The 12,294-nt window shown below is 61.6% G+C and carries 12 protein-coding genes and 1 riboswitch; of the genes, 9 read left to right on the plus strand and 3 right to left on the minus strand.

Translation table 11 applies throughout. The features are described 5' to 3' along the window. Positions 1-372 precede the first annotated feature (372 nt). Positions 373-1,911, minus strand: coding sequence for an AMP-binding protein (locus QRN54_RS32620; RefSeq protein ID WP_285184002.1), 1,539 nt, complete (start codon positions 1,909-1,911; stop codon positions 373-375). Between the two features lie 191 nt (positions 1,912-2,102). On the opposite strand from QRN54_RS32620, the gene QRN54_RS32625 reads away from it, so the two are divergent. Together QRN54_RS32625 and QRN54_RS32630 are read left to right on the plus strand one after the other, a co-directional pair. After that, on the plus strand, positions 2,103-2,921 hold the full coding sequence (locus QRN54_RS32625; RefSeq protein ID WP_214924599.1) for a maleylpyruvate isomerase family mycothiol-dependent enzyme: 819 nt from the start codon (positions 2,103-2,105) through the stop codon (positions 2,919-2,921). Positions 2,922-2,955: 34 nt separating this feature from the next. Beyond that, positions 2,956-3,579: a Type 1 glutamine amidotransferase-like domain-containing protein gene (locus QRN54_RS32630; protein ID WP_003941379.1), complete on the plus strand. Its 624-nt coding sequence runs from the start codon at positions 2,956-2,958 to the stop codon at positions 3,577-3,579. A 57-nt stretch (positions 3,580-3,636) separates the two neighbouring features. Here the strand turns inward: QRN54_RS32630 and QRN54_RS32635 are convergent, their stop codons facing one another. Next, positions 3,637-3,963 (minus strand): hypothetical protein, encoded by a 327-nt coding sequence (locus tag QRN54_RS32635; RefSeq protein WP_003941297.1) that lies wholly within the window; start codon positions 3,961-3,963, stop codon positions 3,637-3,639. Between the two features lie 574 nt (positions 3,964-4,537). Between QRN54_RS32635 and QRN54_RS32640 the strand changes: the two genes are divergently transcribed. After that, positions 4,538-4,807, plus strand: a complete 270-nt coding sequence (locus QRN54_RS32640; protein ID WP_007726096.1) for a GNAT family N-acetyltransferase — start codon at positions 4,538-4,540, stop codon at positions 4,805-4,807. A gap of 161 nt (positions 4,808-4,968) precedes the next feature. Then, positions 4,969-6,195, plus strand: coding sequence for an MFS transporter (locus QRN54_RS32645; protein ID WP_039972654.1), 1,227 nt, complete (start codon positions 4,969-4,971; stop codon positions 6,193-6,195). Here QRN54_RS32645 and QRN54_RS32650 read toward each other — a convergent pair. Next, positions 6,188-7,756 carry a carboxylesterase/lipase family protein gene (locus QRN54_RS32650; RefSeq protein WP_007726092.1) on the minus strand — a complete coding sequence of 523 codons (1,569 nt, stop codon included), beginning with the start codon at positions 7,754-7,756 and terminating at the stop codon, positions 6,188-6,190. The two genes, QRN54_RS32645 and QRN54_RS32650, sit on opposite strands and share 8 nt — an antisense overlap. A gap of 104 nt (positions 7,757-7,860) precedes the next feature. Further along, positions 7,861-7,956: riboswitch (TPP riboswitch) on the plus strand. Here QRN54_RS32650 and QRN54_RS32655 point away from each other — a divergent pair. The 5 genes from QRN54_RS32655 to QRN54_RS32675 all read left to right on the plus strand — a co-directional run bounded on the left by QRN54_RS32655 (position 7,944) and on the right by QRN54_RS32675 (position 12,145). After that, the gene (locus QRN54_RS32655; protein WP_007726090.1) at positions 7,944-8,687 is read left to right on the plus strand and encodes a TenA family protein; all 744 of its coding nucleotides are present in this window, start codon (positions 7,944-7,946) and stop codon (positions 8,685-8,687) included. Its footprint overlaps the riboswitch before it by 13 nt. After that, positions 8,687-9,715 carry an ABC transporter substrate-binding protein gene (locus tag QRN54_RS32660; protein WP_030536827.1) on the plus strand — a complete coding sequence of 343 codons (1,029 nt, stop codon included), beginning with the start codon at positions 8,687-8,689 and terminating at the stop codon, positions 9,713-9,715. The genes QRN54_RS32655 and QRN54_RS32660 overlap by 1 nt, the downstream gene beginning before the upstream one ends. Continuing rightward, complete coding sequence (locus QRN54_RS32665) at positions 9,693-10,496, plus strand: ABC transporter permease (RefSeq protein ID WP_003941393.1); 804 nt, start codon at positions 9,693-9,695, stop codon at positions 10,494-10,496. Before QRN54_RS32660 ends, QRN54_RS32665 begins: the two co-directional genes overlap by 23 nt. An 8-nt stretch (positions 10,497-10,504) precedes the next feature. After that, complete coding sequence (locus tag QRN54_RS32670; RefSeq protein WP_030536826.1) at positions 10,505-11,299, plus strand: ABC transporter ATP-binding protein; 795 nt, start codon at positions 10,505-10,507, stop codon at positions 11,297-11,299. 288 nt (positions 11,300-11,587) lie between these two features. Continuing rightward, positions 11,588-12,145, plus strand: coding sequence for a LysM peptidoglycan-binding domain-containing protein (locus QRN54_RS32675; RefSeq protein WP_003941373.1), 558 nt, complete (start codon positions 11,588-11,590; stop codon positions 12,143-12,145). Positions 12,146-12,294: the final 149 nt, after the last annotated feature.

Raw genomic sequence — 12,294 nt, forward strand, 5'->3', positions numbered from 1 at the left:
GAATCGAGTCCGAACAGTATGTTTGGACATACCTGAAGAAGCCTACTGTGAGGCCGATCACACCGGAATGGCGGACTATTCCACTATTTGAAACGGCCGAAAGACGTAAAGGCATCAGAATGACGCGCCGAATAATCACCGTCGAGCGAGTTTACGAACCGGCTTCCGAATGTAACGCCGTCCGACTCCGCGTAGACCGACTCCGGCCACGCGGCCTCAAACGCGAAAACCTGCAGTACGCCTCGCACCGGCCTCGGATGCTCGACCCGTTGTTCTACTGACAGCAAGCAAGGACCTGCCATACGGTCACGCGCAGGTCCTTGCCGACTATCTCGCAGAATTACTCTGATGTCCTAGCATTTCACTAGAGCATCAATCGCTCACATATTGAGACCGCAACTTGTGCTTGACGAGCTTTCCTGTAGCGGTCCTAGGCAATTCGTCGGCAAAGTCAATGCTTCTCGGAGCTTTGAAATGTGCGACCTGACTGCGAACGTATTCCAGCAATTCCTCGGCGACATGGGCACCAGGCTCGATTCCCTCCGCTAGTTGGACAACCGCCTTGACCTGCTCACCCATTTCTTCGTCGGGAACACCGATGACCGCCACGTCGAACACCTTCGGGTGCAAAGTAAGGATGTTCTCGGACTCCTGTGGGTAGATATTCACACCACCGGAGATAATCGTGAACGCGGCGCGGTCGGTCAGATAAAGGAAACGCTCGGAGTCGATATAGCCGATATCTCCACTCGTCGTCCACGTCGGATGATCCGGATGCTGCGCGGCAGCCGTTTTCTCGGGATCATTGTGGTACCGGAACGGCAAAGTCTCCCGCTCCCAGAACACGGTACCGATCTCGCCGACCGGAAGATCGCGCCCGGCGTCGTCACAGATGTGCACGATCCCCATCACTCCGTCACGCCCGACGGAACCCGGATGCGACAAGGCCTGCTCACTGTTGATGAAGGTAGCGCCCGAACCCTCGGTCGAGGCGTAGTACTCGTAGATCACCGGCCCCCACCAGTCGATCATTGCCGTCTTCACTTCGGGCGGGCAGGGAGCAGCAGCGTGAATGGCGACCTTCACCGTCGAGACGTCGTAACGATCACGGGTCTCCTTCGGAAGTTTCAACATTCGAACGAACATCGTCGGTACCCACTGACTGTGCGTCACAGCGTATTTACCGATCAACTCCAGCGCGGTTTCGGCTTCGAATGCATCCATCAAGATCACGGTTCCGCCGACCGAATTGATCACGCCGCAAAAACGCAGGGGCGCCGCGTGATAGACCGGAGCCGGGCACAAATAGACTGTGTCGGAATCGAACCCGTACATCGGTGCGAACACCGCGGTGTACGGATCCATGGTGGTGTTCACCTCACCCTCCGGGAGATCTCCTTTGATCCCCTTCGGCCTGCCGGTCGTTCCCGACGAATACAGCATGTCAGCCCCACGCGGCTGCGAGTCGAGTGGAGCAGTGGACTGCGCATCGACCGTGTCTTCGTAGTCGTCGAAGCCCTCGAGGGCGCCGCCGTACACCAATCGGTGCCGCACGCGTGGAATCAGCTTCTCGTCCAACGGAACTGCTGCGGACGCCTGCCCCGACGCCACCAGAATTGTCGCCTCGCAGTCGTCGACGATGTAGGCAGCCTCCGCAGCCGTGAGATGCCAGTTCACCGCGGTGATGTAGAGGCCGGATCTCAACGCTGCCCAGTACACCTCGAACGCCCGGAGATCGTTGTTCGAGATGAGAGCGACGTGGTCCCCAGGCTTGGCACCTACACTTCGGAAGTATCGCGCCAACTGCGTCGACCGTTCGTCGAGTTCCCGATAGGTGATGGACTCACCCGTCGCAGGGCGAATGACGGCGGGCTTGTCCGGTGTGGACTGGACAAAATTTCCTGGAAACACGAAGACTCCTCTGTCGGTGACGACAACGCCGCGTGAGCCTGATTCGGCGTCGACAATCCTGGTCTACCACAGGAACTCTGCCACCCTCGGAGGTTTGGCGACACCGACTCGAAGCATGGGAATGCCCGCTCACTTATCCGCCGGGACATACAGTGAGGAGAACCGCACCGTCCGAAACAGGAGATGTCCACATGAGTGGTTGGCCCCAGGACTCAGTAGTCGACGCATTGACCGAGGAATGGAGAGTCATCGACGCACTGCTGGCCGAACTCGACGGCGATCAGTGGTTGGCACCGTCGAACCTTCCGGGGTGGACGGTTCACGACATCGTGTCCCATCTGATCGGTACGGAATCACTGCTCTCGGGCATCAATCCGCCGTCGATCAATCTGGACGTGCACGCATTGCCCCACGTCCACAACGAGATTGCGGCGTTCAACGAGCGCTGGGTCGAAGGCCTGCGGCGGACACCGCACTTGGACCTGCTGACCCGATATCGCGAGATCACCGCCGAACGAACCGAAGCGCTGCGCTCGATGACCAGCGCGGACTGGGACGCCGAGACACAAACACCGGTCGGTCTTGCGCCCTATGGCCGGTTCATGCGTATTCGGACCTTCGACTGTTGGATGCACGAACTCGACATCAGAGATGCAGTTGGCATTCCGGGTGAGGAAGGCGGATTGCGCGCGGAGACTGCATTCGGCGAAATCACCAGCGCGCTCGGATTCGTCGTCGGAAAACGAGGAAAGGCGCCAGAGGGAGCACGGATCACTTTCGAACTCGAAGGGCCACTTGCCCGTTCACTTCACGTCTCGGTCGACGCGCGAGCAACACTCGTTCCGGAGCTGGACGGTCCGGCGACCACGACCATCTCGATGAGCTCACCGCTCTTCACCCGAATTGCCGGTGGCCGCGTCCACGCGTCGGATCACCGAACCGACATCTCGCTTCGCGGTGACACCACGGTGGGCACACGCGTCGTCGACAATCTGGCGTTCACGATTTGAGGGCTGGGTGGGTAGGTCGCGAAGGTACTGAGAAGTGAAACTGTTTCTCTCGTCCTACCGATTCGGCGACCACCGCGAGGCCTTTGTCGATCTCGTAGGCCGCGGCGCTCGCATCGCAGTCATCGCCGCGGCTGCAGATTCGTGGCCCGTCAATGCCCGCAGTTCAGCAGTCACCAGCGAACTGACTCCACTACGGGCAGCCGGCTTCACCGCAGAGGAAGTGGATGTCCGAGACTTCCTGGGTGCACCGGAAGCACTGGAACTCCGGCTCCGCGATTTCGACTGCCTGTGGGTTCGCGGCGGAAACACGTTCGTCCTGCGAGCTCAGCTAGCTCGAAGTGGCGCTGACCGGGTCATCGAGATGCTGGTTCGTTCAGGCGTCGTGGCCTATGCGGGATACAGCGCCGGAGCGTGCCTGGCGACTCCGACTCTGATCGGGCTGGACGCGTCGGACGACCCCGCTGAAGTCATGCCAACGTGCGGTATCGACCCGATCTGGTCCGGGCTCGCGCTGATCGACTTCGCGATAGTGCCGCACGGCGGCGATTCGCTACTCGAAGATCCACAGGTGACTGCGCGGACGGTTGCGGCCCTGACCACGGCGGGCGTGCAATTCACCGTGCTCACCGATTACGAGGTGATACTCGTCGACCGTTGATGTAACGCAGACGGTTGATCTTGACGCAGACTGAGCAGTCGACTCGGCCCGACCGGATCAGCCGTGCTCTGCCACCGCGGTTCCGGCTGCCGGCGACTGACGCTCGAGCCTCGTCCACGCGATCTCCCAGCGCTTGACAGAGACCTCGTCAGCGTCCTCGAGAAGGGCGTCGAGGAGCAGGCGTGGATTTTCGCGCCATGCCAGTTCAGCGGCATGGACTTCCGCAGCCGAGAACAACCCGGAAGCCTCGAGATCACGAATCCATTCGCAGATCTCGCCTCGGTGAATCCGTGCGATGGTCTCGTATCCCAGACCTTCGTCAAGGAAGTCGTACGAAAAAATTGCGGCAAAGTAACTGTTCGACTCACGCTGCCCGAAAATCATGTGCGTTCCTTCCTCGAAGTTGTCCGACGAAGACTCGAAATCGAACCGTTGAGCAGCGACGCCAAAGTTTTTTTGGCGAAGTTGTAACGCTTCTTCTATCCCCGACGATTCAAACGCTAACCCCCCGAGCGGGTCTTTGGGATCACGTCCGAGAAACGATCTGATGACCAACGCAATACCCCTGGGGTTTCCGGCCGCTCGCACCCATCATCGACACGCAACCAGCGCGCCGCTGACCTGCAATTTGCCCGTTTCAGGCCCTCCACTTAATCCATCCGAACAGACGACAAAAAACTTTGTGACCGGTCCCACATATTGGGATAGTTACGATCGTGATGCATATGTATCACCCGTTGTGGGCACAAAAGTACGGGCAAATCGGCACGTACAGACCAGTTTTGTTCGTTCTCCATGGCGACGAAGGTCCCTTGAACGGTCGTCCAGTTGTAGTTGCGCTAAGTAACGGATCCCACGTCGGCAACCGATATTGCGGACGGCCTGCCAGGTAGCGTGCTCCAGAGAACGTAGACGCGGCGCGGCGCAACCGGCCGCCCTTTCGAAACGGAGCCCGAAGATGACCGAGACAGTGGCGCACAATCCCGCGGAAACGCGTTTCGAGATCCGAGTCGACGGCGAACTCGCCGGTTTCGCCGAGTACTCGGACCATTCCGGCGTCCGTGATTTCCACCACACGGTGACCTATCCGCAGTTTCGTGGGCGCGGGCTTGCCGCCATCGTGGTGCGTGAAGCGCTCGATCAGACCCGGAACGAGGGATTGAAGATCCTTCCGACGTGCTCGTACGTCGAGAAGTTTGTTGCGGAGAACCCCGTCTACCAGGCATAACCGAACGAGAACGGCCGGCGAAAAACCAGTCGCGAACCTGCAGACCCCGCTGCTAGCGTCGATGGTGCCGTCGTCGAAATCCTGGGCGGCACCATCTCGGGGAAGGAAAGAACGTGGTCGCCTCAGCAGATCGGCGTCCACCTGCGTCCCCGGACGTAGCTATCCCCAGCTATCTCCCTCTCGTACTGGTCAATCTCGCGACGCTGTTCTCGGCGATCGGCAACGGTATCGCCATCGTCGTGCTCCCCTGGCTGGTTCTCGAACGAACCGGTAAGGCTACCGACGCGGCGATAGTTGCCGGCGCAGCAGCCATTCCGCTACTCGTGTCGAGCCTGTTTTCGGGGACATTCGTCGACAAGTTCGGACGCCGTCGAACGTCGATGATTTCCGACGCTCTCTCCGCGATGTCCGTTGCAGCGATTCCGATCATCGCGGCCACCGCGGGCTTGACGATCCCGGTGATCGCGGCGTTGGCCGCACTCGGCGCCGTGTTCGACCCCGCCGGAATGGCGGCGAGGGAGTCCATGCTGCCTGCCGCGACTCGGACCGCCAAGTGGAAGCTCGATCGAACCAACAGTGTGTACGAGGCCAACTTCAACGTCGCGTATCTGATCGGCCCTGGCATCGGCGGTGTCCTCATCGCAACGATCGGAGCGGTGAACACGCTCTGGGTCACGGCGGCAGGTTTTGTGTTCTCGATAGTCGTGGTCGCCTTCATCCGGCTTCCCGGCGCCGGAGTGCCCGAACACGAACACCGTCCGAAATCGATCTGGCACGGCACACTCGACGGTCTTCGGTTCGTCTGGAACAACAAACTGCTGCGCACCCTGGCGCTGATCGACATGGCAGTCGTCGCGCTCTACATGCCTGTGGAGAGTGTCGTGTTCCCGGTGTACTTCACAGAGTTGGATCAACCGGCCCAACTCGGATCGGTGTTGATGGCCTTGGCGATCGGCGGCATCATCGGCTCTCTCGCCTACGCCCCACTGGCGCCGATCATGTCCCGGCGGCTGATCATGATTTTTGCCGTCGCCGTTCTCGGCATAGCGATGCTGGCCATGGCGCTCCTACCTCCACTGTGGGTGATCCTCGTACTTGCCGGACTGCAGGGCCTCGTCTACGGACCAGTCGGCCCGATCGCCAACTACGCCATGCAGACGCACAGCCCGGAGCACATGCGTGGACGCGTCGTCGGTGTCATGACGTCGACGGCCTACGCCGCAGGCCCGCTCGGCTACCTCGCGGTCGGCCCGCTGCTCGATCAACTCGGAATCGCGTCGACCTTTGTGGCCCTGTCGATTCCGATCATCCTGATCGCCGCAGTCTGTGCCTCTCTGCCGGTGCTTCGCGAACTGGATCGTCCGCGGCACTCGACCGACGTCAGTTGAACCCCATCACGTCGTTGCCCCAGGCGACGCGCAATCCGTGATCGGGGTCGCTGACGAGGGTGTCGGCGGAGTCGATCAACAGCGTCGACCGCTTCTCTTCCTCGTACGGCGCCCAGTGCTTCGAGCCGTCGAGGGCCGCCGGCACGGCATGCCTGGCGAAGGCCAACCATCGCCGTTGGATACGGCCGGCCACCTCCATCGCGGCCTTCCGACCGCCGAGCCAGAACGTGGGGTCGACGTTCAGGGTTCCGAAATTGCCGAATACATAAGGTAATTCGGTCGCGTGGCCCGCGCCGATCCGCGCCGCCTTGAGCATCGGCGTCGCGTGATCGAAGCGGTAGACCCATGTAGGGGAATGCCTGCAGTGCGCGTCTGCGATCCACAGGGTCGGCATGCGAAACGCAGCGTCCCGTGACAGTGCCAGCGCGCCACTCGGTTTCGCATGGTCAGGGTAAGCCGACATGATCTCGGCAAGTTTGGTCGCGGAGATGTCGGGGTGATCGTCGGCCAGTAATTGGAGCATTGCCTCGACGGACTGCGCACTCACCGGCATCAGCGGAGACTTCATGAACTTGAAGATCGACGCCTCGTCCTTGTTGGAACCGATGATCAGTGGGATTCGGTGCGCGTAACCCTTCTGGAAAGCCGCAACCGGGTAGTGCGGCACCAGATCGCGATCGACAACGGGTGCCATCGCCAAAGTTCCCGGAATCCGGGTCGGAATTTCGTTGACCAAATCATCGCTTGCCTTGACGAGCAGTTCCAGATCCGTGGTCAGCAGATCGCCTGCGTCTTCGGGGTCGATCGAGAGCAGTTCGAGAAACCGCTCCGCCACGGTCTTGGCGCGCTCGGCCCCGTAGACGGAGGTCGCGGGCGGACTCTGGGCAATCGCACGATGGAACAGACCTTCGGCGCTCGGACAGGTCATGAGCGTCGTGATGGATCCTGCGCCGGAGGACTCACCGAACACGGTCACCGCACTCGGGTCACCACCGAAGGCGTCGATGTTGTCTCGAACCCATTCGAGTGCCGCAATCTGGTCTCGCAGACCACAGTTCGACTCGAAAACAGTATCCGCGGTGGAGAATGCAGACAGGTCCAGGAATCCGAGTGCGCCGACGCGATAGTTGAAGGAGACGAGAACGACGTCACCGGTTTCAGCCAGATGACGGCCGTCGTAGATCGTTTGGGCGGCGGATCCGAGGCAGTAGGCGCCGCCGTGAATCCACACCATCACCGGTCGCGGCGTGCCGTCGGGTCGCGGGGCCCAGACGTTGATCGACAGGCAGTCCTCGTCGATTTTGAAGGCCCGATCGATCGGAACCGCCGGACTCTGGCCTTGCGGCGCGATCGGCCCGAACTCACGACAGTCGCGCACCCCGTCCCACGGCTGTGCGGGTTGTGGCGCTCGGAACCTCCGCTCACCCACCGGCGCCGCTGCGTAGGGCATGCCCTTCCACGCGAATACACCGCCATCCGGATACCCGCGGGCTTCTCCGCCTCGCGCCCGGATCACCAGAGTTCCGTCCTCGCCGAGATTTGGTCGAACGTCGGTCTCCATGTCTGAATCCCCTCCCGACCCGCGCGTGTGGCAATCAAGACCAAACCTACCAATCTCGGACGGGTGTGCGCCGAGTACACAACCCCTCGGTGTTAAGGTCGCCTAGTTCTGACACGGGGTGCTCCGCATGGGCGGGGCTGAGAACACACCCGGGAACCTGATCAGGTAATGCTGACGAAGGGATGTCATGGCTACTACGCAGCCTGCATACAATTCTGCCGAAAACTCGGTGGCCACAGCGCCGTCGACGGATCGGTTCACAGATCGACTCTGGGCCGAGACGAAGGCCCTCCGCGAGTCGATCGACTCACTGGAGTTCCTCCGCCGCCTCGGCGACGGAACATTGCCTCTCGACGCGTTCCGCACGTACATCGAGCAAGACAAGCTTTATCTCGAGGGGTATTCGAAAGCGTTGTCCCTGGTCGCGGCCCATGCCCCGGATCCGCAGTCCGCGGGCTTCTGGTCGAATTCCGCGTCCACGGCAGCGACAGTGGAATCTGCGCTTCACGACGGACTTCTCACCGGTGGAATTCTTCCAGCGGGATCGGGAAGGCTCGAGCATTCGCAGGCCTGCCTGGGATACGTCTCGTATCTGACGGCGACTGCAGCAACTGCGCCTTACCCGGTCTCCGCAGCGGCAGTACTCCCCTGCTTCTGGATCTACGCCGAGGTCGGCCGCGATCTTGCCGCTTCAGCGCGCGAGGTACTCGACGCCGATCCGTCGCATCCGTACGCACAGTGGGTCACGACCTACGACGCACCCGAATTCCACGAGTCGGTGGCGCAGGCCCGCGTACTGGTCGATGCTGCGGCCGAAGCTGCCACCGAGACAGAGCGTGAGGCGATGAGTGAAGCATTCCGCATCGCCAGCCGCTATGAGCTGATGTTCTGGGATTCCGCACTCCACCAGCAGCCTTGGCCGGCGTCGTGATGTCGTTTGCGGCGCTGCGCCGCACGCTTGCCACGTCTGCCGCGATCGCAGCCGCGTTCACAGTTCTGACCGGATGCGCCTCTGACACCGGCTCTTCCGACGGGACCATTCGGTTCGCACTCGACTGGACACCGAACACGAACCACACCGGTTTGTACGTAGCACTCCAAGAGGGCTACTTCGAGGACGCCGGCCTGGACGTCTCGATCCTGCCGTACAACAACACCTCGCCCGACACCCTGGTCGATGCCGGCAATGCCGAGTTCGGCATCAGCACACAGAGTCAGGCCACGTTCGCCCGTGCAGCCGGCGCCGCCACGACGTCCGTCATCGCGCCACTTCAGCACCGCGCCACCGGCATCGGCGTGAAGGCGGATCGTGCGGACATCACGCGCCCACGTGATCTCGACGGGAAGACGTACGCCGGGTTCGGCGATCCCGGCGAAGTCGAAACGCTGCAGCAGATCATCCGCAACGACGGCGGGACCGGGAACTTCACGACGGTCACGCTCGGAACTTCCGCGTACGAAGCCGTGTACTCGGGCCAGGCAGACTTCACCGTCTCCTACTTTGCTTGGGAAGGCCTCGAAGCGGAGCGAAACGGAACTCCGATGCGGTACTTCCAGTACACCGATTACGGCTTCCCCGATGCATATTCGATCGTGATCAACGGCAACCAGCAGTGGTTGAAGGACCATCCCGACGAGGCACGCAAGTTCGTCAAAGCCGTTCAACGCGGATATCAGACTGCTGCCGACAACCCGGACCAGGCCGCGCAGGATCTCATCGACGCGAACCCCGGAGCATTCACCGACGAAGACCTCGTGCGTGAGAGTCAGCGGATGCTCGCCGCCGACTACATGAAAGACGCCAACGGCGTTGTGGGCGCCCAGAATCTCGAAACCTGGTCGGGCTACTCGGGATTCCTCTTCGAGAACGGATTGCTCGCCGGACCCGACGGGAAGCCGTTGACCCAGAAGCCGGACTGGTCGGAGTACTTCACCAATGAGTATCTCGACGCGTCCTGACGTGAGCGGACGGTTGGTCTCGACCATGCGGCGGGCGCTTCCCGCGCTCGCCGTGGTGGTGCTCCTCGTGGCGGCGTGGCAGATCTACGTCGAGATCAGTGGGATTCGGCCGCAAGTACTTCCGTCTCCGGGGCGCGTTCTGTCCCAGGGGTGGGACAACCGCGAGATCATCTCCGGCCACGCCTGGTCGACATTGCAGGTCACGTTGGTCGGCTTCACTGTTTCATTGGTGTTGGCCTGGATTCTTGCTGTGGTCGTGGACTTTTCGCCGTGGTTGTCACGCGCGCTGGTACCACTTTTTGTCGTCTCGCAGACGCTGCCGATCATCGCCATCGCGCCGCTGATGATCATCTGGTTCGGCTTCGGGCTGTTGCCGAAGGTGTTGGTGATCGCCCTTGCGACGTTCTTCCCCATGACCATCGGACTCATCGAGGGATTTGCCGCGGCCGATCGGGAAGCGGGCGCTCTCCTGCGCAGTATGGGCAGCACTCGCTGGCAGGAGTTCCGATACGTTCGCCTTCCTTCGGCAATTCCGCGATTCTTCACTGCCCTGCGCATCGGCATCACGTATGCGGTCGTGGGTGCGGTGTTCTCCGAATACGTCGGCGCTACTTCCGGTTTGGGTATCTACATGAGCACCCAGAAGAACTCCTTCCGCACCGACCTGGTGTTGGCGGCCGTACTGGTGACCGCGTTGATCAGTGTCACGCTGTACTTGCTGACGTTCGCCATCGAGCGCATCGTTGCACCATGGGCGATGAACGAAAGGTCGCGGACATGACTGACCCGATGGTCGAGGATGCAATGGTCGAAATCCAGGACCTGACCAAGAGGTTCGACACGGCCGGAGAATCGCGTCTCGTGCTCGATTCGGTGTCCTTTGGCGCCGACGCGGGCGAATTCGTGTCGGTGATCGGGCCGAGCGGCTGCGGCAAGAGCACGATCTTCAACGTCCTGGCCGGGCTCGAATCCCCGACCGCGGGTTCGGTCCGTGTGGGCACGCGCGCAACGGAATCCGAACCAGCCACCGAGGTGCATACCGCGTACATGCCGCAGAAGGATCTTCTGTTCCCTTGGCGTTCGGTATTGGACAACACGGCCCTCGGTTTGGAAGTGCAGGGAGTCGGCAAGAAGGAAGCACGCGAGCGCGCTCGCGAGTTGTTCCCGGCGTTCGGACTGTCCGGATTCGAGGACGCCCGGCCGTCACAACTGTCCGGCGGCATGCGCCAGCGAGCGGCGATGCTGCGCACCGTTGTTCAGGGCAAACCTGTCCTGCTGCTCGACGAGCCGTTCGGCGCACTGGACTCGTTGACCCGCACCGAGATGCAGGCCTGGCTACAAGACGTGTGGCAGCAGTACCGGTGGACCGTGCTGATGATCACCCACGATATTCGTGAAGCGATCTATCTGTCCGATCGCGTGGTCGTTCTGTCGGCGAGGCCGGCAACGGTCAGGTGCGTCGTCGACGTTCCCTTGCCGAGGCCACGCGAACTGGACATGATCACCTCGCCCGAGTTCGCCGACGTCGAGCGTGAGCTGCTTGCCGTACTCCACGACGAGACTCGCAAGTCGCTACACCCCTAGCGGTTACTGACAATGCGCTGAGAGCGCGCCGATTTCACCTGCCGTTCAAGAGAAAGTGCATCGCAACGGTGCAACTTCGCGTAGGATGTCGCGGCGCGTTCGCCCAAAACGCCTTAATGTCAGCAAGATCCGAACGCTCGACACGCAATCCGTCAACGCTGCACAATTCTCTGTACTCTTCGGTAACGTACACTCGGTCGCCTACGAGACCAACGGCCAGAAGGTAACTGGACGGTAAAGCGGAATCGTGGAGGCACAGTCATCGCAACAGATTTGGAAAGGGACAGCGTGAGCACACTGCAGTCAGGTCAGAGCCTCGGAGTCGGCCAGGAACTCAAGTCCGACAACGGCGCATACACCCTCACCTTGCAGGACGACGGCAACCTGGTTCTGTCCGAGGGCGGACAGGCTGTTTGGGCCGCAGGCACCAACGGATCCGGCGCCAACCGCGCCGAGGTGCAGGCTGACGGAAACTTCGTCATCTACAAGGACTCCGACGCCGTGTGGGCATCGCAGACCGCAGGCAACGACGGTGCCTCCCTCTCGGTTCAAGACGATCGCAACGTCGTTCTGTCCGCCGGCGGAAATGCTCTGTGGTCGTCGGACACTGCAATCGCAGCGCCGGCCGCCGAGGCTGCCCCGGAGCCCGCTCCGGCACCCGAGCCCGAGCCTGCCCCCGCCGCTCCGGCAGCGCAGAGCTACACCGTCGAAAGCGGCGACACCCTGTGGGCGATCGCAGAGCGTTTCTACGGTGACGGCAACCAGTACCAGCGCATCGCGGATGCAAACGGCATCCCGAACCCGGATCTCATCAACGCCGGTCAGGTACTGACGATCCCCGCCTGATTCACTGCTTGACCTGGCCCTGGGTGCCGACGTCCGCGTCGGCACCCAGGGCCTTTTGTGTTCTACGCCACACAGATTCGCGTCCCGCCCAGCAGACCCTGATACTCCATTGCGGCATCTTTTCGCCTACAGTACTTCCGTACTGCTCC

The organism is Rhodococcus sp. MEB032, assembly GCF_030208925.1.
GTDB classification, from domain to species: domain Bacteria; phylum Actinomycetota; class Actinomycetes; order Mycobacteriales; family Mycobacteriaceae; genus Rhodococcus_F; species Rhodococcus_F qingshengii.